This window comes from Alteraurantiacibacter aquimixticola (assembly GCF_004965515.1).
Classification (GTDB): Bacteria; Pseudomonadota; Alphaproteobacteria; order Sphingomonadales; family Sphingomonadaceae; genus Alteraurantiacibacter; species Alteraurantiacibacter aquimixticola.
The window spans coordinates 407,299-427,189 of the sequence record NZ_SSHH01000001.1 but is presented as its reverse complement, the minus strand read 5'-3'; the positions used below and the strand labels follow the sequence as shown (position 1 = coordinate 427,189).

Genomic DNA, 19,891 nt, shown 5'->3' with positions numbered 1-19,891 from the left:
AAGAGAGGCGAGCTCCGTTGCCCGCCGGGCGCCGGATCGCTCCGGCTATGTCAATTGTTTCGCGACGACGGCCCCTTTGCCGCCACCGGCCCCTCCCAGGATTGCGTCAGGCTGCCTTTGCGGCGGGCCCGTGATCGTATTCGGCAAGGAAGTGCAGCACTTCCTGCCGGTATTGATAGAATTTCGGATGTTCGAGCAGTTCCTTGCGGTCGCGCGGTCGCGGCAGGTCTACCTCCAGCACCTTGCCGATGGTGGCGCGCGGGCCGTTGGTCATCATTACGACCTTGTCCGCCAGCAGGATCGCCTCGTCCACGTCATGCGTGACCATGATCGCGGTCACCTTGGTGCGGTTCCACGTCTCCACCAGCACGTCCTGCAAGTCCCAGCGGGTGAGACTGTCGAGCATGCCGAAGGGTTCGTCGAGCAGCAGCAGCCGCGGCGACAGGGCAAAGGCGCGGGCGATACCCACGCGCTGGCGCATGCCGTTGGACATTTCAGCCGCCAGCTTTTCCTTGGAATCGCCAAGACCAACACGGTCGAGATAATAGTCGACGATATCGCGCCGCTCGGCCCTGCTTGCATGCGGATAGACCCGCTCCACGCCGAGAGCGACGTTCTGCCGCGCGGTGAGCCAGGGCATCAGGCTCGGGGCCTGGAACACCACTGCCTTGTCGGGTCCGGCCGCACTGATCTCGCGATTTTCGAGCACGATACCACCGCCGGAAATCTCATTGAGACCTGCCGCCATGGTCAGCACGGTGGACTTGCCGCAACCCGAATGGCCGATCAGCGAGATAAACTCGCCCTTGTCCATGATGTGGTTGAAATCCTCGACCACTTTCAGCGGGCCTTTGGGCGTGGGGTACACCTTGTCGAGCTTGTAGAATTCCAGGTAGCGCTTCTCGACCGGGCTATGCGCCGCCTCGCGATAAGCCTGCGGGAGATTTGGGTCTCTTTGGGGCGCGAGGTCGAGCGGCGTGACATTGGGCAGCTCCACCGAGCTTTCGCCAACCGTCCCGCTTTCCGCATTCAGCGTGCCGAGATAGGAAACGATCTCCTTGCGCAGCTTCTGGAAATGGACATCGTCGTTCACCGCCTCGCGATCGCGAGGGCGGGCCACATCGACATCCCAGATCCTGCCGATCCGTGCCGCAGGTGCGGGGGTCAGCACCGCGACACGGTCGGCAAGAAGGAGCGCTTCGTCCACGTCGTTCGTGACGAGGAGAATTGTGCGACCCTCCTCCTTGCGAATGCGCTCAATTTCGTCCTGCAGCTTGGCGCGGGTCAGCGCGTCGAGCGCGGAAAGCGGCTCGTCCAGCAGCAGGATTTCGGGTTCCATGGCGAGTGCGCGGGCCACCGCAACGCGCTGGCGCATGCCGCCCGAAAGCTGGGCCGGCTTGCGGTCCATCGCATGGCCCAGGCCGACCAGTTCCACCTTCTGCTTCACCAGTGCGGCGCGTTCCGCCTTGCTCCTGTCCTTGTGCACCGCGTCTACCGCCAGCGCGACGTTGGATTCCACCGATAGCCAGGGAAACAGCGAGTAGGACTGGAAAACCAGGCCCCGATCCTTGCTGGTCCCCTCGATCGGCTTGCCTTTCAACAGGATCTGCCCGCCATCGGGTTCGACAAGCCCGGCCACCGAATTGATCAGCGTGGTCTTGCCCGCGCCCGAAAAGCCAAGGATTGCAACGAATTCGCCTTCGGCCACGTCCAGGTCGATCCCGTCGAGCACATGCGTGTCGTCGCCTGACTGGCCCTTGTAGGACTTGCTGACGCTGCGCAGCGAGAGGATGGGAGTTGCGCTCATGATCACACCGTCCTGTTCTTGGAAGCGAGCGACTGCAGAGCCATCATGATGCGGTCGAGGCCGAAGCCGATGAAACCGATCACCACCACCGCGAACATGATGCGGGCGAGCGACTGGCTGGAGCCGTTCTGGAATTCATCCCACACGAACTTGCCGAGGCCCGGGTTCTGCGCGAGCATTTCCGCCGCGATCAGCACCATCCAGCCAACGCCCAGCGACAGGCGCATGCCGGTGAAGATGTAAGGGAGCGATGCGGGCAGGACGAGCTTGGTCAGCTTCGCGAACCAGCCCAGCTTGAGCACGCGGCCGACGTTCAGGAGGTCCTTGTCGATGCTGCTGGTGCCGACCGCCGTATTGATCAGCGTGGGCCACAGCGAACACAGCATCACCACCAGTGCGGAGATGATGAAGGCCTTGGGCAGCAGCGGATCGGCGCTGCTCACCACGGCCGAAATCACCATGGTCACGATCGGCAGCCAGGCGAGCGGGCTGACCGGCTTCATGATCTGCACCAGCGGATTGATCGCCGCGTTCACTACCGGCGACAACCCGCAGACCAGCCCGATCGGCACCGCCACCAGCGTCGCCAGGATGAAGCCCAGCGCCACCGTCTGCAGCGAGGTGATGATCTGGTCAACGAAGGTGGGCGGGCCGTTATATGCGAAATCGGTCACCCGCCCGGGCGTACCGGCCTCGATATAGGCAGCATTGCGCGCATCCTGGTCGGCATAGAATTGCGATTCCACCTCATTGGCCGCACCCCATTCCTCGTACAGCGCCACGCCTTGTCCCGCCACTTCGACCGGACCGGGCAATGCGCCGAGCGAGGTATCGACCTGCGGTGCCAGCACAGCCCACAGGCCGAGGAAGATCAGGATGCCCATCATCGGGGCCAGCAGCCCCTTCATCAGCTTGGCGCCCTGACCTGCGAAGAAGGCGGGCTTTGCCTCCTTCTTCGCGCTTTCGGTTTCGGCAGGAGGCGCGGCGACCTTGCCCGCTACCGATCCCGATGCGGCCTCCACGGCCGGCTCATCGGTCGGTTGCGCATCTGCATAGACGGTTGCCATCGTACTGTTTCCTTCGCTCATTTCCGTGTTCAGCTGCCCGTGACGCCGGAGGCCGTCACGCGCTGGCCCTGCTGCAGGCCGATGTTGAACATGGAGAGGTAATTGTTGGGCTGGCGGCCATTATAGGTGATGCCGTCGATGAAGCCCGACTGGGGGCCGCGGAAGCCGTCGGTCTCCGGCACGTCGCCTTCCTCCAGCACACCCTCTTCCACCAGCCTGTTGGCGGCGGCGAGATAGAGGTCGGGGCGATAGACGGCTTCGGCGGTCTCGAAATACCAGGCGTCGGTCTTGTCCTCGGCGATCTGGCCCCAGCGGCGCATCTGCGTGAGGTACCAGATGGCATCCGAGTAGTAGGGATAGCCCGCATATTTATCGAAGAAGATGTTGAAGCCTTCCGCCGGCCGCGTGTCGCCGGGCTCGAAGGTGAAGACGCCGGTCATGGATGCGGCGATCACCTCGGCATCGGCGCCCACGTAGTTGGAACGGCTGAGAATCTCCACCGCCTCTGCACGGTTGGCGCCGCCATCGGCATCGAGCCATTGCTGCGCCTTGATGATGGCGCGCAGCAGGGCGGCGGTGGTCGCCGGGTATTTCTCGGCGAAATCCTCGCGCAGGCCGAAGACCTTTTCCGGATTGTCGTCCCAGATCTGGTCGTCGGTGATCACCGGCACGCCGATGCCCATGAACACCGCCTGCTGGTTCCAGGGCTCGCCCACGCAATAGCCTTCGATCGTACCGGCCTCCATCGTGGCGGGCATCTGCGGCGGCGGCGTGACCGAGAGGTTCACGTCCGCGCTCACCGTCCCGGTCACGTCGCCATCGGTATAGAAGCCGGGGTTGAGGCCGCCCGCCGCGAGCCAGTAGCGCAGCTCGTAATTATGCGTGCTGACGGGGAAGACCATGCCCATGTTGAAGGGACGGCCCTCGGCTTCGAATTGCTCGACCACCGGCTTCAGGTGGGAAGCGGAAATCGGGTGCACCGGCTTGCCGTCAGCGCCTTCGGGCAGGTCGTCGCGAATCTGCTCCCACACCTTGTTCGACAAGGTGATGGCATTGCCGTTGAGGTCGAGGCTGAGCGGCGCGATCAGGTCCGCCTGCGTGCCGTATCCGATGGTTGCCGCGATGGGCTGTCCGGCGAGCATGTGAGCCCCGTCCAGCTGCCCGCCGATCACGCCGTCGAGCAGCACTTTCCAGTTCGCCTGCGGTTCGAGGCGGACGTTGAGGCCCTCCTCGGCGAAGAAACCCTTTTCCAGCGCGATGGCCAGCGGCGCCATGTCGGTCAGCTTGATAAAGCCGAGCGTCAGATTGGGCTTTTCGATCGCACCGTCGAGGTTGGCGGCGACCACATTGCTCCCCCCTTCGGAGGTGCTGCCCGAACCGCAGCTGACCAGCGCAAGGCTGGCAATGCCGGCCACTGCGGCCATGGTGATACGCTTGGAAAATTCCCGCCGCGAAAAGCTCATCTGTCCCGTCTCCAGATCGGCGCAGAACGCAAAAAAGCCGCCTCGACATGGGTCCTCGCAAGGAACCAGATCGGGCGGCGACGTTGCCACGCTATGTTGAAACCGATCGAAGCGTTGATACCTGTCTCAACAGTGAGACCTGCCGCTCCGTTCGAGGCAAGAGATATGCGATTCGGCGGCGCGCAGTAAAGGCCTTTTTGCACTGCAGCGAAGATTTTCCACCTAATCCAGCGTGTCCAGATAGCTCTCGATGGTGTCCGGATCGAAAGTTCGTCCATCGAAAAACGTGTTGGAAGACAATGTGATATTGCCCTGCTGCGTGCCCACCTGTGTCAGCTTTGTCACGCTCCCTTCAACCTTTGAATTGGCTGCGGGCAAATCGTCACCGGTGCTCTTTAGTGCACTGCGGTATACGTCCGGGCGGAACACTTGCGCGGCCTTTCGCGCGTCTTCGGCATCGTAATCGAAGTGGTCCCAGCGGACCATTTGCGAATAGAGCCAGGCCGCCTGGCTGACCCATGGGAAGTTCGCCGCCTCGCTGTATTGAAACATGAAATCGGGGAAATGCACCGGCTTGTGGCCATGCGCCAGAACCAGCCGGTCCGAAATCGCGCGCGCCACCAGCTTCTCATCGGCCGCCAGATAGGGTGCGGAGGAGAGGATTCGGGCATTGCGCTCGAGATTATTCAGGTCGACGAAGTGCCGCCCCGCCTTGCGCATGGCGCGGATCAGCGCTTCCATGTCCGCGCGCCGCTCTTCCAGAACGGGCGCACGCATGGCCAGCACCTTTTCCACCCCGCGGCGCCAGATCTGCGCGGTTGCCAGCACCATTACGCCGACATCGCGCTCGACGCAGACCGAATTCCACGGTTCGCCGACGCAGGCGCCGTCGATCTCGCCACCCGCCATGGCATCGGCGACGAAGGGCGGCGCGACGGTGACGATCTCGACATCTTCATCCGGGCGAATGCCGCAGGCTGCCAGCCAGTAGCGCAGCTTGTAATTGTGGCTCGAATAGCGATGCACCACGCCGAAGCGCAGCTTGCGTCCCGACGCGTTGGCCGCCTCCACTTCGCCTTTCAGCGCCGCGCCCAATGCCGCCGGATCGGCAAACTGGCCCGGCACCGCAATGCGTTCAGCCAGCGATTTTGCCAGCGTCACGCCATTGCCGTTGAGGCCGAGGACGAAAGGCGCGACCAGCGGTTGCGCGGGCCTCCCCCGCCCCAGCGTGGTGGCAATCGCCAGCGGGGCCAGCATATGCGCGGCTTCGGTATGACCATAGAGCAGCCGGTCGAGCACGGTCGCCCAGCTGACATCCTTCACGAACTTCAGCGACAGCCCTTCTTCTTCGGCAAAGCCGTGTTCCTGGGCCAGGATCGGCAGGCAGGCATCGACCAGGGGCAGGAATCCGATGGTGATCTCTCGTGTCGTCACTCTCTATTTGCCTCCCATCAGGTCATGCGCGGTCACAACCGCCTCGGCGATCTCGGCGATCCGGCGGTTGGATGACATCGCCTTGCGCCGCAATTCGGCATAGGCTTCGGGCTCGGTCACGCCCTTGCTATCCATCAGGATGCGCTTCGCCCTGTCGATCGTCTCGCGCTCGGCCAGCTTGCCCTTGGCTTCGGCAAGGTCGGTCTGCAGCCGGGCGAAGGCATTGAAGCGCTTCACCGCCAGGTCGAGCAGCGGCTTGATGCGGTTGGAGGCAAGGCCATCGACGACATAGGCCGAGACGCCTGCATCGATGGAGGCGGCGATGGCATCGTCGTCGCTCTGGTCCACGAACATGGCGATCGGCTTCGCCAAGGCGCGGCTGACCGTGAAATACTCCTCGAGCACGTCGCGCGAGGGGTTGCCGAGGTCGATCAGCACGATATCGGGCGAAATCTCCTCGATCCGTGCGAGAAGGCCCTGGCGCTGTGTGAGGATATGGATTTCCGGCTCGTCGAGTTCGCTCAAGCCCTCCTCGATAATCGAGGCGCGCGCTGCGCTTTCATCGACAATGGCAATCTTCATTCCGCGCATATTGCATCGCAGCAATTCCGGCGCAAGCGCAACAGGCGCTAGCCTGCCGATTGCGCCTTGAACGTGCTTTTGAGAGACAGTCCAGCTTGACCTCAATCAATGGAGCAGGCGCGCAAAGGGCGCATAAGGCCTGCCAATCAAGGAGGTGACATCATGTTCGCAACCAATGTCGGCAGCACCGATCGCATCCTGCGTATGATCGTGGGCGTTATCCTGATCGCACTGGTCTTCGTAGGGCCGCAGACGCCATGGGGCTGGATCGGGATCATCCCGCTCGCGACCGGTTTCCTGCGCACTTGCCCGCTCTATTCGCTGATCGGGGTGAATACCTGCAAGAAGTAGCGGGTTACGATGCGGCGCGTTGGCGGCCTTCGCGAGTGATGCCGTAAGTCGCGACGTAATCGCCCAGCTCTTCGGCCACGCGCGCTTCGGTCAGGCCGAACTCGCTGAGGCTATAGACGTGTCGGCGGCGCTTCCCGCTGCCGGTGCGGCGCTGGTAGTCCGCCATCGCGGGCAGCGTCGGCGTGATGTCGAGGCCGAGGAAGTCGTAGACCCGGCCCATCGCGCCGCGCCAGTCGCTGTCCATCTCGTCAAAATGCACGTCGATCATCCGTTCGGCGGGAATGGAATCGCGCGCCTTGCGCATGCGTTCGATCATCACCCGTGTCTTGCGCAGCCATTCCTCGCCGATGACATGCGGATCGGCATGGTCGGAATAGATGATCGTCTGGTTCCAGGCGAGCGAGGCGGCGCTGCCGACCACCGCCACCGGGTCGCGATGGGTGAAGACCAGTCGGGCATCGGGAAACAGCTCCAGCAAGGTGGGCAGGTCCATCATGTGCTGCGGCGTCTTCAGGATCCACGGCCTCAGCGATGAACTCTGCTGCGCCCAGCCGATCAGCTGCAGCAGCCGCGCCATCTGCAAATAAGCGGGCTTGGGATCCTGCTCCTCGCACCAGCGGCCATAGGAGGGGACGAACCACTGCGCCTCGTGCTTCATGCTCCACATCGAATTGACCAGCAGGCCCAGCTCCTCCTCCGGCTGCATGGCTCCGGTGGGGTGGATGTCGAGCGTCTTCGGGTTGGAGAGCTTCGCCACCATGCCGATCCGCTTCGCCAGCGTGATCCGCGAATCCTTGCCCCCATGGGTGAAGCCGGGGCGCGGGACCGGGCTGATCGTTTCGAACTGGCGCAGATGCGAAAAGCGCCGGTCGGCCGAGAGCAGGCGGTGCATGCGCGTGGTGCCGGACCGCATGATGCCGACCACGATCACCGGGCGCGGCAACGGGCGGGCGAGGATTTCCGGATGCTCGGCAAACCATTGCTGCGCCCACAACCTGTCATCCAGCAGCTTGAGAAATTGCGCCTTCGCCGCCCATTCACCCGCAGGGTTCAGCCGCGCTTCGCAATGCAACGCATCGAGCAGGACATCGAAGGGCCGTTCGAACCACGGATCGCCGAAATCGGACAGGCCGGTGCGTTCGCTCGCCTCTTCCATCAGCAGCTGTTTGTCGAGGACCGGCTGCTTTGCCAGACCCGTGCGCCGCGCCAGCGCCATCGCCCCGCTCACCGTGTCGACGAAACGCGTGCGCCGCGGCGGCTCAATCGTCCCTTCCTGCAATGAACAAGTCCCCAAGCCAGCCGCGCGATTGCTCGCGATTACCATAGGCAAAGCTACGCGCTGCGCTCAACCCGGTTCCCCCTGCCGATGTGCGTGAAACGCCACTGGACAAGCCCCGCACCGCCAAGGCATAGCCCGCGCCCATGCATGACCTTCGTAGCATTCGCGAAAATCCCGTCGCCTTCGACGCAGCACTCGCCAAGCGCGGGCTGGAACCGCAATCCGCCACCCTGCTGGTGCTAGACGAGGACCGCCGCTCGCTGACCACCCGCCTGCAGGAAATGCAGAGCCGCCGGAACGAGGCTTCCAAGGCGATCGGCCAGGCGATGGGCCAGGGCGACAAGGACAAGGCAGAGGCGCTGAAGGCCGAAGTGGCCGAGCTGAAGCAGTCCATGCCCGCGCTGGAGGAGGAGGAGCGCGCAAAGGCCAAGGCGCTGAACGATGCGCTCGCCGCCATCCCCAACCTCCCCGCCGACGGCGTGCCCGAGGGCGCGGACGAGGACGACAACAAGGAAGTCAGCCGCTGGACGGTGCCGCGCGCCTTCCATTTCAAGCCGGCGGAACATGCCGATATGGGCCCGGCGCTGGGCATGGATTTCGAGACGGGCGCCAGCATGTCCGGCGCGCGCTTCACTTTCCTGCGCGGGCAAATGGCACGGCTCAACCGGGCGCTGGGGCAATTCATGCTCGACAGGCAGACGGGTGAGAACGGCTATACTGAATGCGCCCCGCCGCTGCTGGTGCGTGACGAGGCGCTGTTCGGCACCGGCCAGCTGCCCAAGTTTGCCGAGGACCTGTTCCGCACCACCGATGATCGCTGGCTCATCCCCACCGCCGAGGTCAGCCTGACCAATTCTGTGCGCGAGCAGATCATCGACGACCTCTCCGCCCCGATCCGCCTCACCGCCCTCACCCCCTGTTTCCGCAGCGAAGCGGGCGCGGCGGGCAAGGATACGCGCGGCTTCATCCGCCAGCACCAGTTCGACAAGGTGGAGCTCGTCTCCATCTGCCGTCCCGAGGACGCGCATACGGAACATGAGCATATGCTCGAATCCGCAGAGAGCATATTGAAGGCGCTCGAACTGCCCTATCGCGTGGTCATGCTGTGCACCGGCGACATGGGCTTCGGTGCGCGCAAGACCTTCGATATCGAGGTGTGGCTGCCGGGGCAGGACGCCTATCGCGAGATCAGCTCTGTCAGCTGGTGCGGCGACTTCCAGGCGCGGCGCATGAATGCGCGCTATCGTCCCGAAGACGGGGCCAAGAAGACCGAATTCGTCCACACGCTGAACGGCTCCGGCCTCGCGGTCGGCCGCACGCTGGTGGCGGTGCTGGAGAACTACCAGAACGAGGATGGCTCGGTCAGTGTACCGGAAGCACTGGCGCCCTATATGGGCGGGCTCCAGAAACTCGAACCAATGGGTTGAATTCGTTCGTCCTGAGCTTGTCGAAGGACCGCTTTTCCTTCACCTCTTCAGCAAAGGGAAGTACGGCCCTTCGACAAGCTCAGGGCGAACGGGACGGAAAGGCAGCGCTTGCGCATACTGCTCACCAATGACGATGGCATCCACGCACCCGGCCTCGCAGTGCTGGAGGCGATTGCCGCGACGCTGAGCGACGATGTGTGGGTCTGTGCCCCGGCGGAAGAACAGTCCGGCGCCGGCCATTCGCTCACCCTCCACCAGCCGGTCCGTCTGCGCACTTATGGCGAGAAACGCTTTGCCGTCACCGGCACGCCTACCGATGCGGTGAACCTCGGCCTGCGCAAGCTGTTTGCCGACAGGAAACCCGACCTCGTCATTTCCGGCATCAATGCGGGCGAGAACCTGGCCGACGACATCACCTATTCGGGCACCATCTCTGCCGCGATGGAAGCCGCGCTTGCGGGCATTCCGGCGATTGCCCTGTCGCAAGCCATGCGCGAACGCGGCGCGACCTTTGCCGCTGCCGAGAGCTGGGCCGCCCGCGTACTTGCTCCGCTGATCGAAGTGCCGATGGCGAAGCGCACGCTCGTCAACGTCAACTTCCCCGATTGCCCCGCCGAGCACGTGAAAGGCGTTCGCGTGGTGCGGCAGGGCTTTCATGATTACAGCCGCGGCAGCCTGGTCGAAGGCACCGATCCGCGCGGGCGCAGCTATTACTGGTTCGGGCTGGAGGAGATGGAGCACACGCTCGATCACGGCACCGACCTCGAAGCAGTGGCCGAAGGCTACGTCGCGGTCACGCCGCTGCAGCTCGACCTCACCAATCACGCCGCACTCGGCACATTGGCGGACAGGTTCGCGGAATGAGCGAGGGCGAAAAGCGTAACTCCGTCCGCCAGTCGAGGGCAAAGCGCTTCACTCCGCTGCGGCGCGCGGTCAAGGTGCCCGTCTGGGGCGATCTCGGCATTCGCCTCGGCCTCGCCTTCAGCCTGATCATGACGGTGGTCCTGATCCACTATGCCGATCGCGACGGGCTGGTCGACAATGTCGATGGGCATGTGAGTTTCCTCGACGTCGTCTATTTCACCATGATCTCCATCACCACCACCGGCTTTGGCGATATCGCCCCGATCAGCGACCGTTCGCGGCTGGTCGAAGCGCTGATCGTGACGCCGGTGCGCTTTGCGGTGCTCTTCATTTTCGTCGGCACCGCCTATAACTTCATCATCAAGAGAAGCTGGGAGAAGTTCCGTATGGCCCGCATCCAGAGCCAGCTGTCCGACCATGTGGTCGTGCTCGGTTTCGGGGTCTCCGGCTCCGAGGCAGTGAGCGAGCTGATCGAACGCGGCACCGATCCGCGCGAGATCGTTGTCATGGACCCCAACCCGGACCGGTTGGAGCAAGCCGAAGCGCTTGGCTGCAACGTGATCGAGGCCGATGCCACGCGCGACGACAGCCTTATGGCGGTGCGGATCGCGGAGGCGCAGACCGTGCTGGTTTCCGCCGGGCGCGACGATGCCAGCATCCTGATCGTGCTGACCGTCCGCCACCTCGCGCCCAATGTCCCCATCAGCGTGGTCGTGCGCGCTTCGGACAATGAGCTACTGGCGCACCAGGCGGGCGCGGACAACGTGATCAACCCGGTGCGCTTCACCGGCCTGCTGCTGGCGGGCAGCGCACAAGGGGCGCATATTGCCGACTACCTCGCCGACCTCGCCTCGGTCACCGGGCGCGTGCAGCTGGTCGAACGGCCCGTGCGGCCGGAGGAGATCGGCAAGTCGCTTAACGAACTGACCAGCGGCAAGGGCCTGCGCATCTACCGCAACGGCGGTGCGCGCGGCTTCTGGGAGGACGAGGCCGGCGCGCTGCAGGCAGGCGATATCGTGGTGGAGATCCGCCCCACCGACCTCCCCACCGCAGAGGACGAGATCTCGTCCTCGAGCTGAGGCGGCTCAGCTGAGGGCGACGAACACCCCGCCCATCGCCGCCATGCCGACCACGAAGTGCCCCGCATCGATCAGCCACAGCTTCAGCGACTTGCGCTGGTAGAGGTAGTTGATGCCGATCGCCGGGGCCATCAGGAACGCGCCGAAGCCCAGCGCGAACATCATGATCACATGCGGCTGCGGGTTGGTCCGCGCGATCAGGTGGCCGAGCATCCATGCGACCACCAGCTCCAACAGGAAGCACAGGCCGAAGATCATCGGCATGTTCGCCCCCGCCAGCTTCTCCTCCGTCAGGCCCGTTTCGCGCTGCCACGCCTTGCCGAACAGCAGGCTGTACCAGATTGCTCCCACGGCGAAGAAGGCCACCGCCCCCAGCGCCACTGCCAGCCAGTTCACCGGTCCCATAGTCCAACTCCCTTCCTGTCCGTCCTGCGCGAGAGACTAGCGCAAAGCGCCCGCCGGGTGTAGGGGCGCGCGCATCATGGCAACAAGCACCACGATACCCGAGCAGAAGCGCGTCGGCATGGTCAGCCTCGGCTGCCCCAAGGCGCTGGTCGATTCCGAGCGCATTCTCACCAAGCTGCGCGCCGACGGCTATGCCATGTCGCCCGACTATGAGGGCGCAGACGTGGTGCTCGTCAACACTTGCGGCTTCCTCGATTCCGCCAAGGAAGAGAGCCTGGAGGCGATCGGCGAGGCCATTGCCGAGAACGGCCGCGTGATCGTGACCGGCTGCATGGGTGACGAGGCGGAACTGATCCGCGCCCGCTTCCCCCAGGTCCTCGCCATCACCGGCGCGCACCAGTATGAGGACGTGGTCGAAGCCGTGCACGAAGCCGCACCGCCCTCGCAAGGTCCCTTTATCGACCTCGTCCCGCAACCCAGCGACGACATGGTGAAGCTGACCCCGCGCCACTACAGCTACCTCAAGATCAGCGAGGGCTGTAACCACTCTTGCGCCTTCTGCATCATCCCGGACCTGCGCGGCAAGCTCGCCAGCCGCCGCGTCGATGCCGTGCTGCGCGAGGCGGAGAAGCTCGTCGCCGCCGGCACCAAGGAGCTGCTGGTCATCAGCCAGGACACCTCCGCATACGGCGTCGACACCCGCCATGAGGAGCGCATGTGGAAGGGTCACCCCGTCCGCGCCCACATGACCGACCTTGCCCGCGAGCTCGGCCAGCTACGCACGGCCGAAGGCGACACGCCTTGGGTGCGCCTCCACTATGTCTACCCCTACCCCCATGTCGATGCGGTGATCCCGCTGATGGCGGAAGGACTGATCACCCCCTATCTCGACATCCCCTTCCAGCATGCGAGCCCCAAGGTACTGAAGGCCATGAAGCGCCCCGCCAATGAGGCGAAGGTGCTCGAACGCCTGAAGACATGGCGCGCAATCTGCCCGGACATCGCCATCCGCTCCAGCTTCGTGGTCGGCTTCCCGGGAGAGACCGAGGAGGACTTCCAGTACCTGCTCGACTGGCTGGAGGAAGCCCAGCTCGACCGCGTCGGCGCCTTCCGCTTCGAGCCCGTAGAAGGCGCACAGGCCAATGCCCTGCCCGACCCGGTGTCCGAGGAGGTGAAGGAGGAACGCTTCGCCCGCGTCATGGAAGTGACCGAGCGCATCAGCGCCGCCAAGCTCGCCGCCAAGGTCGGCAAGGTGATCCCCGTGATCGTGGACGAGGTGGGCGAACCCGACGAGGATGGCGATATCGGCGCCACCGCCCGCAGTCAAGCCGACGCCCCGGAGATCGACGGCGCCGTCTACCTGCGCAACGTCGCCGCGACGCTGAAGGCAGGCGACTTCATCGATATCGAGGTCGAGGAGGCCGATGCGCACGACCTGTATGGGGTACCCGCCCTCAAGTAGCGAAGCGATAGGGCGGACAGCATCGCCTCAAGTAGCGAAGCGATAGGGCGACCGAGAACGCGCCCGTTTCCCGCTGAGGTGGAACACGAAACCGGAGTAAATGTGAAAAGCTGAACGGGGGCGAGAGGCGCAGAATTGCGCGAGTTCCCGCTCGGAAGACCGCGAAAGCGTGTAACCTTCCGTTTCGCACCGTTCCATGAAGCTAGAACGCGTGGGGGTGCGGACGTGTGAAAGAGCCGAGGCTTGCCCTATCGGGACAGCTGCGCTGTAGGAAAGTCGCCGGTTGCCGCTGCCACCGTCACTCACCCCACCTCCGCTCAGCCTGAACTTGTCGAAGGCCACGCGCGAACTTCAGCCCCTCACCCTTGCCGATTTCGCGCCAACCGCGACACCAGATCCCAGTCCCCGGCGATCAGGGCCTCCTTCTTGGCCCTGCTCCACCCCTTGATCCGACGCTCCGCCGCAAACGCCTCCTCGCGCGTAGGGAATGTGTCCGACCAGACCAAGGTCACCGGCAGGCGCGCGGCAGTATATCCGCCGAGAGCCCCGCTATTGTGCCGGGCCACGCGCAAATCGATATCGTCCGTATGCCCGGCATAGTAGCTGCCGTCATTGCATCGCAGGAGGTAGGCGTAGAAGGCCATGGGGCGGGCTAACCTTGGCGCGTGGCCTTGGACAAGCTCAGGCTGAGCGGGGGTTGGCTAGATAGGCTGTCCCGGGAAATTTCGACCGATGCAGCAATGGTCAATTAGCTATATTGCCCCCGGAATCCTCATTATCCGGAATTCTACCGTCCCTGACGGTCATCCACTGCCAAGCCGGTGCGGGGATCAAGCTGTCAGGCACGATCCTGATTTCGCTTTCGAGCGGAACCCGTAGTGCATCCTCTGCGAGGATTACATCTCGAATCACAGGAAGCTTTGAAGGGCGGTATTCGAATTCATATCCTTCACGCTGCATCAGCCTGGCAATTTCCCTGCGTTCATCCTCGTCCTCCATCGCTTCCAGTAGCAACGCTACCAGCTCATCCCGCTTACCAAGGCAAAGCATGCCGCCGGCCGCCACTCGGTAACTGTCCCCGGCATTGTCGCGCAGGTAGACGAATTCCTCCTCAGCCTCGTTAGCCCGGCCGAGTTGTTGCAAGGAACATGCACGGTATTCGGACACCAGCATGCGCGCATAGGTCGATCCGTGTACGTCGGCCACTTCACCGGCTCGACCGAGTGCTGCGAGCGCCTCTTCATAACGTCCCTTTTCGAACAAGCGTATGGAGTGATTGATGGTGAAGTTGACGACCCAAGGGTGGATGTTCTCGTCAAGTGCAGCAAGTTCCACCATGAATTGATCGGCCCTTTCCGGGTCGCCGGTCGCATCGGCGGAGTAGGCGGCCAAATTCATCGCCCAGCCCAAATGCTCGTCGATTTCCCCGTCGAGATTGAAGGCTTCCCTCCAATCTGTCACCTGCTCTAGCAAATCGGCAAAGCGGCCAGCATAATACAGCGCGTATGCGTAATCTCGCAAACCCTCGCTATTGCCTGGATCTGCTTCGAATATCGACTGCTTTTCGGCCAGATCGATAGCCGCCACGCCGCGGAAGTGGAGGCCGACGCGCTCTTCCAACTGCGGCCAGATTGCCTCAAATTCCCGGTCCTGCAGCAAATTGATGTAGCTTTGCGGCTGCTTCATATAAGAGAGCAGGGTTGGCAGGTCTTCCGGGTTATTTTCCATCGCCGGCTTGATCGCGTAGCTGGCGAAATTGGCGGCATAGTCGGTGTCCATCGCATCCAAGCTGCCTGCCCTGAACGCGCGATAGGACAAGGCGCGAAGCTTTTCATGTAGGTGTTCTCGGAACAACAAGCGCAAGGCGCCGCTGGTCGCCTGTTCCGCGTCGGGTCCGTCGATTGGCGCCGCGCCATGCACGACGACCGCTTCCAGCCGCCGCAGCACCTCCTCCGTGTCCCCAGCCCAGGTCGCGATGCTCAACCCGAAGAATGGGTCGAAGGGTACGCCGCCAGCTTCAACTTCCCGAAGACTGTCCAACGCAGTTTCCCATCGCCCCTCGTCCATGGCGCAAAACATTCGAGCCAGGATCAACATGTTTCCGTAGGCCGGTGTATTGGGATGACGACGCGCAAGTTCAGAGATCGCGGGCATGCCTTCCGTGCAGGGCGCGGCAGTAGGATTGGCGAAGAAATCCTGTGCCTTCGTTCCAAGCTCGTTGTCTGGCAGGTCGCGCCAGCGAACATCGCCCTTTTCCTGCGCCGCAAGCGACGCTGCCGGCAAAAAAACAAGAGCTGCAGTGAGCAACACGCGCAGCGGCGGCATGAAATAGATCGTCATGATAGCTGTCTATTCGCTATTCAGAACATGTTTCAATGGTGAATATCGCGCGCGCTCCATGAAGCAGACGGACCAACCTTTTTGAAAGCAAAGAGGGTGAGAACCCGTGCACCAGCGCCCTCGCACCGCTATACCCACCACCATGCCCCACCACACCCAGACCTTCACCATCCCCACCTCCGGCAAGTCGCTGGTCGAGTTCACCTCCGATGTCGCGCAGTGGCTCGCCACGACCGGCGTGACCACCGGCCTCGTCACGCTGTTTTGCCGGCACACTTCCGCATCGCTCACCATCAATGAGAATGCGGCGCCGGCGGTGAAGCGGGACATGTTGCGGTGGATGGAAATGGTCGCGCCGGAGAACGCCGGATACGAGCATGATGACGAGGGGCCGGACGACATGCCCGCCCATCTGCGCGCCACGCTGACCGGTGCCTCGCTATCGATCCCTGTGGTGGACGGGCGGATGGCGCTGGGCACGTGGCAGGGCATCTACCTTGCCGAACATCGCAGCCAGCCGCATCGCCGCCAGGTCGTCGCCCATGTAATGGGCGACTAGGCCCGGCGGCTTTTGGGCCCGGCGGCGATCCGGTTGAGTTAGCCGCCGAGGCCTGTCCTGCTCACATCGATGGTCGCCTGCGCGCGCAGCTGGCCGACCTGCACGAGGACGTCGCCATCGGCGGCGGCGTCTTCGACCACGAGCTTGACCCAGAGCGAGTTGTCGTCCCGGAACCAGGCGGTCTCGCTCGCCGCGCGCAGGGCGTCGAGGCTAGCCTGCTCCGCGCCGCGGGCGGCGCTGGTGAAGCCGGGCAGCTGCAGGATCACGAAGGAGCCCTGGTCCATTTCGCGCAAGGAAATCGACATCGCATCGCGGGCGGTGTCCACCCGAACCTCCGCGCCGCTGCCGATCGTGGTTTCGCCATTATATTCGAAACGCCTGCCGTCGCGGTCGAGGATGACCGGTTCGGTGATCGGCTGATTGCCGAAATCGGGGAAGTTGCCGGCGATGTGGAAGCGGCCGATATCACCTTCGCAGACGGCAGCACCCCAGCTCGACCTGATCTGGCAGGCTTCGTCATGCGAGGCGATGCCGTTGTCGATCACGACATAGGAGCCGGGAACGCCGGTGACCGAGCCATCCCGGTCATGGAAGGCCGCACTCCTGTAGGCAGCGCGGCCACCGAAATCGGACGCCCAGCGACGATCGACGGGCGGGAAGCTGACCGGCTTGGCGTCTTCGAAGGTCAGTCCCTCGACCGAGTTATGAGTGCTCATGCCGAAGCTGGTGAACAGCAGGTAGGAAAGCGCGCCCGCATCGCGCTGGTCGTTGGCCTGGTAGTTCACGAAGCGCGTGTTCACGACTTCGTGGAGGTAATCGTAATATTCATAGCCGCGGATCGGGAAATCGGCGGCGGCGGCCGGCAGGCTGCGGCCATAGGCCACTTCCTCGGGGCTTGTCGGATTGCCGATATTGCCGCTCTCACCCACGAACAGCGAGTCAACCACGCGCGAGGTGTAGGGCGCGGCACCCGGAGCACCCGCCGCATGGGTGAAGCCGATGGCGTTGTCGGCCAGCTTCAAATTGGTGAACAGGTGATACTCGCCGCGGCCCCAGATGGCGCCGTTGCGGTTCTTGTAGGCGGTGTAGTTGTCGACGACCGATGGCACCGGCGCACTGGCCGCGTCGGAGGGATCCGCACGGCTGATATGCGCCGCGCCGCCGACGTTGAACGTGCCGTCGGGCGCTGGGCCGCGATCGAACATCAATCCGTCGAAATTGGAGTGGGCGGTATTGCCGGTGAACTCGCGCAGCTTCATCCGGCGCGGCCATGTCTGGGCGCTGATCTCCGTGCCTTCGAACTGGCCGGTCGGGTGCTGCGGAAGCGCGATCCAGAAGCCGATCTGGTCGGAGCCTGCCGCCACATTGCCGATATAGCTATTGTCCGGATTGGTGATCCAGAATGTGGAAGCCGTGTTGTCCGAGGGGATCAGGATATTGTCGGCCCGCTGCCCGTCCATCGCCTGGTGCGGCAGGGTGAGGTTGGTCGGATCGCAGGGCAGCGTCGGATGACACTTGGTCTGGATGCCGAGATTGCGGACGAATGCATTGCCCGTCTCGATCCCGTCTTCGAGGAAGAAGCAGTGGCCCACATTGTTGTAGGTCACGTTGTTTTCCACGCGCAGGTTGTTGGTGCCGTGCACCGTCACGCAGCGGCTGAACGTGTCGTGGATCGCCGAGTTGCGGATATACTGCCCTGCACCCTCGCCGATCAGGTGCCAGTGGATCGGGTAGCGCGCCAGATTCATGTGCTGGCCCATGCGGTTCAATTCGATGCCCGAGACGAACATCTTCGAGCCGACCATCGCCATGATGTGCCCGCCGAAATATGTCTCGTTCGAGTCTTCGGAGGACTGGATGAGGATATTGCGCGTCAGCAGGCCGACTTCGCCGCGCTCGTCCACGCCGAAGGTGATCTCGCCGAAATGCATGTAGTCGAGCGGCGCGTCGAGCGTCAGCACATTGCCGTCGATGGCGGCGATATGGCGCCGTTCCGCCTGTCGCGGGTTGAAGTCGGTGGAGGCGAGGACGATCTCGTCACCCACGCGCCAGCCGCTGGCATCGAGCACTTCGATTGCGCTGCTGCCGGCCTCCGCCGTGCGGGCGAGCTTGGTCCAGGTATGCTCGCGGTCGCCATGCAGGTTGAGCGTGCCGCGCATTAGCATGATCCCGCGATCGCCCATCGTGTTGAGGTCTTCGCCGGGGACATTGTCGGTCAGCGTAATGGTGGCCTTGCGCGTATGCGGCTTGTCCTCGGTGCCGATCTCCAGCTCGCCGCCGGGAACGTAGATCCACTCGGTCGAGAGCTCGATATCGCGTTCGTCGGAAAAGCGGAGCTTGCCGTTGACCGTCAGGCTGCGCAAAGCGGGCGGGCTGACGTCGAGAAGCACGTCCATGTCGCGCTCGATCGTCACCGCATCGCCCTCGTCCGGCACCTTCCCGTCGGGCCAAGTGGCGGGATCGGACCAGCGCAACGACCTGACCTGTGCCGGAGCCGCCTCGGCCTCCATATCGGCGTGGGCGTGGCTATCCTGTGCCGCAACGCCGGACCCTGCCCCAAGCAGGAGTGAAACTGGAAGAAGCGCGCAAAGACGCAACAAGCGAAGCTGCTTGGCCATGATCGACTATCCCCTCTCGTCGGGATCGTTATGTCCCGCCATTTTTTCTGGCGGCAATTGTGCATCGGATAAGCCGCTTTGCCAAGGTCTCTGTCGCCCGCGCGCCGACGCCGCTCAGGACCGGGCGGGCGAGCGCATGTGATGGGCGCGTGACTGGCGCGACAATTCGCTAGGATACTTCGCCGCGCTGACGCATTGAGGGGATGATGCCCATCGATATCAGCGCGCACTTCACTTTCCGGCTCGATCATCCGACCGACCTGCTCCTGCAGTTCGAGGCGGCGGACATTCCCGAACAGCAGGTCCTCTCCGCCGACACGCAATTGTCCGAGGCGATCCATATGGCGCGCGTGCCCGCGCAGGACGATATCGGGGAGCGGATCTGGCTGCGTGCGGAGGGCGAGGTGACGGTCGACTATTCCGCCAGCGTCGCCATTTCGCGCAACACGCATGACATCGCCGCGCTGGCCGCCCTGCCCGCGCATGAGCTGCCGGGCTCGACGGTGAAGTACCTGTTCGATTCCCGCTATTGCCAGGCGGACCGGATGCAGAGCTTCGTCGCCAGCCGCTTCGGCGCGCAGGAAGGCGGGGCCAAGATCGCCGCCATGCGTGATTGGATCGCGCAGGAAATCGCCTATGAGCCGGGCAGCAGCAATGCCACGACCACAGCGGTCGATACCTTCGTCGAAAGGCGCGGGATCTGCCGCGACTTTGCCCATGTGATGGTCTCGCTCGCCCGCGCGGCGACGATCCCGGCGCGCTATGTCAGCTGCTATGCCCCGCGCGTGACGCCGCAGGACTTCCATGCCGTGGCCGAAGTCTTCCTGGCCGACCCGACAGTCGAAGGCGGCGGTGCATGGTACCTCGTCGATGCGACTGGCATGGCGGAAGCGGACAAAACGGTGAAGATCGGTGTTGGCCGCGATGCCGCGGATGTCAGTTTCCTCACCGTCTTCGGCCTCGCGCAATTCGGCGATCACCGCGTGGAAGTGAACCCCCGCGACTGACGCCGGAAGTGCGGAACTTCACTATTGTTAGCGCTACCACTGCGAGATATGGAAGTGCAGTACGCAACGCCGGCACTGTATTCGAATGCGCTGCTATTGCAGCGCAACATATTCGGTCTAGAGTGACCGCGACACGCGACAGGGAAC

At 63.6% G+C, this 19,891-nt stretch carries 17 protein-coding genes; 7 read left to right on the top strand and 10 right to left on the bottom strand.

All coding sequences use genetic code 11. The annotated features are described in order from the left end of the window. Positions 1 to 106: 106 nt before the first annotated feature. The 5 genes from E5222_RS01780 to E5222_RS01760 form a co-directional block, all read right to left on the bottom strand. Entirely contained in the window at positions 107 to 1,807 is a 1,701-nt protein-coding gene (locus E5222_RS01780) for an ABC transporter ATP-binding protein (protein WP_136691933.1), read from the bottom strand. A 2-nt stretch (positions 1,808 to 1,809) separates the two neighbouring features. Next, positions 1,810 to 2,874 (bottom strand): ABC transporter permease, encoded by a 1,065-nt coding sequence (locus E5222_RS01775; RefSeq protein WP_136691931.1) that lies wholly within the window; start codon positions 2,872 to 2,874, stop codon positions 1,810 to 1,812. Between the two features lie 29 nt (positions 2,875 to 2,903). Then, positions 2,904 to 4,337: a CmpA/NrtA family ABC transporter substrate-binding protein gene (locus tag E5222_RS01770; protein ID WP_136691929.1), complete on the bottom strand. Its 1,434-nt coding sequence runs from the start codon at positions 4,335 to 4,337 to the stop codon at positions 2,904 to 2,906. Positions 4,338 to 4,559: 222 nt separating this feature from the next. Continuing rightward, the gene (locus E5222_RS01765; protein WP_136691927.1) at positions 4,560 to 5,771 is read right to left on the bottom strand and encodes an ABC transporter substrate-binding protein; all 1,212 of its coding nucleotides are present in this window, start codon (positions 5,769 to 5,771) and stop codon (positions 4,560 to 4,562) included. A 3-nt stretch (positions 5,772 to 5,774) separates the two neighbouring features. Then, positions 5,775 to 6,353, bottom strand: coding sequence for an ANTAR domain-containing response regulator (locus E5222_RS01760; RefSeq protein ID WP_136691925.1), 579 nt, complete (start codon positions 6,351 to 6,353; stop codon positions 5,775 to 5,777). 162 nt (positions 6,354 to 6,515) lie between these two features. Here E5222_RS01760 and E5222_RS01755 point away from each other — a divergent pair, with 162 nt between their 5' ends. Then, positions 6,516 to 6,704 carry a YgaP family membrane protein gene (locus E5222_RS01755; RefSeq protein ID WP_136691923.1) on the top strand — a complete coding sequence of 63 codons (189 nt, stop codon included), beginning with the start codon at positions 6,516 to 6,518 and terminating at the stop codon, positions 6,702 to 6,704. A 4-nt stretch (positions 6,705 to 6,708) separates the two neighbouring features. On the opposite strand, the gene E5222_RS01750 is transcribed toward E5222_RS01755, so the two are convergent. Continuing rightward, complete coding sequence (locus tag E5222_RS01750; RefSeq protein WP_246021507.1) at positions 6,709 to 7,932, bottom strand: sulfotransferase family protein; 1,224 nt, start codon at positions 7,930 to 7,932, stop codon at positions 6,709 to 6,711. A gap of 194 nt (positions 7,933 to 8,126) precedes the next feature. Here E5222_RS01750 and serS point away from each other — a divergent pair, with 194 nt between their 5' ends. From serS to E5222_RS01735, 3 genes are all read left to right on the top strand, one after another. Further along, positions 8,127 to 9,410: a serine--tRNA ligase gene (serS, locus tag E5222_RS01745; protein ID WP_136691921.1), complete on the top strand. Its 1,284-nt coding sequence runs from the start codon at positions 8,127 to 8,129 to the stop codon at positions 9,408 to 9,410. Between the two features lie 108 nt (positions 9,411 to 9,518). After that, positions 9,519 to 10,274: a 5'/3'-nucleotidase SurE gene (gene surE, locus E5222_RS01740; protein WP_136691919.1), complete on the top strand. Its 756-nt coding sequence runs from the start codon at positions 9,519 to 9,521 to the stop codon at positions 10,272 to 10,274. Beyond that, positions 10,271 to 11,353 (top strand): potassium channel family protein, encoded by a 1,083-nt coding sequence (locus E5222_RS01735; protein WP_136691917.1) that lies wholly within the window; start codon positions 10,271 to 10,273, stop codon positions 11,351 to 11,353. Before surE ends, E5222_RS01735 begins: the two co-directional genes overlap by 4 nt. A 6-nt stretch (positions 11,354 to 11,359) precedes the next feature. Here the strand turns inward: E5222_RS01735 and E5222_RS01730 are convergent, their stop codons facing one another. After that, positions 11,360 to 11,758, bottom strand: a complete 399-nt coding sequence (locus E5222_RS01730) for a DUF1761 domain-containing protein (RefSeq protein WP_136691915.1) — start codon at positions 11,756 to 11,758, stop codon at positions 11,360 to 11,362. Between the two features lie 76 nt (positions 11,759 to 11,834). On the opposite strand from E5222_RS01730, the gene rimO reads away from it, so the two are divergent. Continuing rightward, positions 11,835 to 13,220 carry a 30S ribosomal protein S12 methylthiotransferase RimO gene (rimO, locus tag E5222_RS01725; RefSeq protein ID WP_136691913.1) on the top strand — a complete coding sequence of 462 codons (1,386 nt, stop codon included), beginning with the start codon at positions 11,835 to 11,837 and terminating at the stop codon, positions 13,218 to 13,220. Positions 13,221 to 13,579: 359 nt separating this feature from the next. Here the strand turns inward: rimO and E5222_RS01720 are convergent, their stop codons facing one another. Beyond that, on the bottom strand, positions 13,580 to 13,864 hold the full coding sequence (locus tag E5222_RS01720; RefSeq protein WP_136691911.1) for a GIY-YIG nuclease family protein: 285 nt from the start codon (positions 13,862 to 13,864) through the stop codon (positions 13,580 to 13,582). A 100-nt stretch (positions 13,865 to 13,964) separates the two neighbouring features. Next, the gene (locus tag E5222_RS01715) at positions 13,965 to 15,560 is read right to left on the bottom strand and encodes a hypothetical protein (protein ID WP_136691909.1); all 1,596 of its coding nucleotides are present in this window, start codon (positions 15,558 to 15,560) and stop codon (positions 13,965 to 13,967) included. A gap of 142 nt (positions 15,561 to 15,702) precedes the next feature. Between E5222_RS01715 and E5222_RS01710 the strand changes: the two genes are divergently transcribed. Next, complete coding sequence (locus E5222_RS01710) at positions 15,703 to 16,119, top strand: secondary thiamine-phosphate synthase enzyme YjbQ (RefSeq protein WP_136691907.1); 417 nt, start codon at positions 15,703 to 15,705, stop codon at positions 16,117 to 16,119. Between the two features lie 38 nt (positions 16,120 to 16,157). Here the strand turns inward: E5222_RS01710 and E5222_RS01705 are convergent, their stop codons facing one another. Beyond that, a complete protein-coding gene (locus E5222_RS01705) occupies positions 16,158 to 18,737 on the bottom strand; it encodes a G8 domain-containing protein (RefSeq protein ID WP_136691905.1) in 2,580 nt (859 codons plus the stop codon). Between the two features lie 206 nt (positions 18,738 to 18,943). Between E5222_RS01705 and E5222_RS01700 the strand changes: the two genes are divergently transcribed. After that, positions 18,944 to 19,744, top strand: coding sequence for a transglutaminase-like domain-containing protein (locus E5222_RS01700; RefSeq protein ID WP_136691903.1), 801 nt, complete (start codon positions 18,944 to 18,946; stop codon positions 19,742 to 19,744). Positions 19,745 to 19,891: the final 147 nt, after the last annotated feature.

Excerpts from the sequence above, each read along its gene's own strand:
- E5222_RS01720 (WP_136691911.1), bottom strand. The coding sequence starts at position 13,864 with ATGGCCTTCTACGCCTACCTCCTGCGATGCAATGACGGCAGCTACTAT.
- E5222_RS01780 (WP_136691933.1), bottom strand. The coding sequence starts at position 1,807 with ATGAGCGCAACTCCCATCCTCTCGCTGCGCAGCGTCAGCAAGTCCTAC.
- E5222_RS01735 (WP_136691917.1), top strand. The coding sequence starts at position 10,271 with ATGAGCGAGGGCGAAAAGCGTAACTCCGTCCGCCAGTCGAGGGCAAAG.
- E5222_RS01755 (WP_136691923.1), top strand. The coding sequence starts at position 6,516 with ATGTTCGCAACCAATGTCGGCAGCACCGATCGCATCCTGCGTATGATC.
- E5222_RS01760 (WP_136691925.1), bottom strand. The coding sequence starts at position 6,353 with ATGAAGATTGCCATTGTCGATGAAAGCGCAGCGCGCGCCTCGATTATC.
- E5222_RS01715 (WP_136691909.1), bottom strand. The coding sequence starts at position 15,560 with ATGACGATCTATTTCATGCCGCCGCTGCGCGTGTTGCTCACTGCAGCT.
- serS (WP_136691921.1), top strand. The coding sequence starts at position 8,127 with ATGCATGACCTTCGTAGCATTCGCGAAAATCCCGTCGCCTTCGACGCA.
- E5222_RS01730 (WP_136691915.1), bottom strand. The coding sequence starts at position 11,758 with ATGGGACCGGTGAACTGGCTGGCAGTGGCGCTGGGGGCGGTGGCCTTC.
- E5222_RS01775 (WP_136691931.1), bottom strand. The coding sequence starts at position 2,874 with ATGGCAACCGTCTATGCAGATGCGCAACCGACCGATGAGCCGGCCGTG.
- E5222_RS01700 (WP_136691903.1), top strand. The coding sequence starts at position 18,944 with ATGCCCATCGATATCAGCGCGCACTTCACTTTCCGGCTCGATCATCCG.
- E5222_RS01705 (WP_136691905.1), bottom strand. The coding sequence starts at position 18,737 with ATGGCCAAGCAGCTTCGCTTGTTGCGTCTTTGCGCGCTTCTTCCAGTT.
- E5222_RS01770 (WP_136691929.1), bottom strand. The coding sequence starts at position 4,337 with ATGAGCTTTTCGCGGCGGGAATTTTCCAAGCGTATCACCATGGCCGCA.
- E5222_RS01710 (WP_136691907.1), top strand. The coding sequence starts at position 15,703 with ATGCCCCACCACACCCAGACCTTCACCATCCCCACCTCCGGCAAGTCG.
- rimO (WP_136691913.1), top strand. The coding sequence starts at position 11,835 with ATGGCAACAAGCACCACGATACCCGAGCAGAAGCGCGTCGGCATGGTC.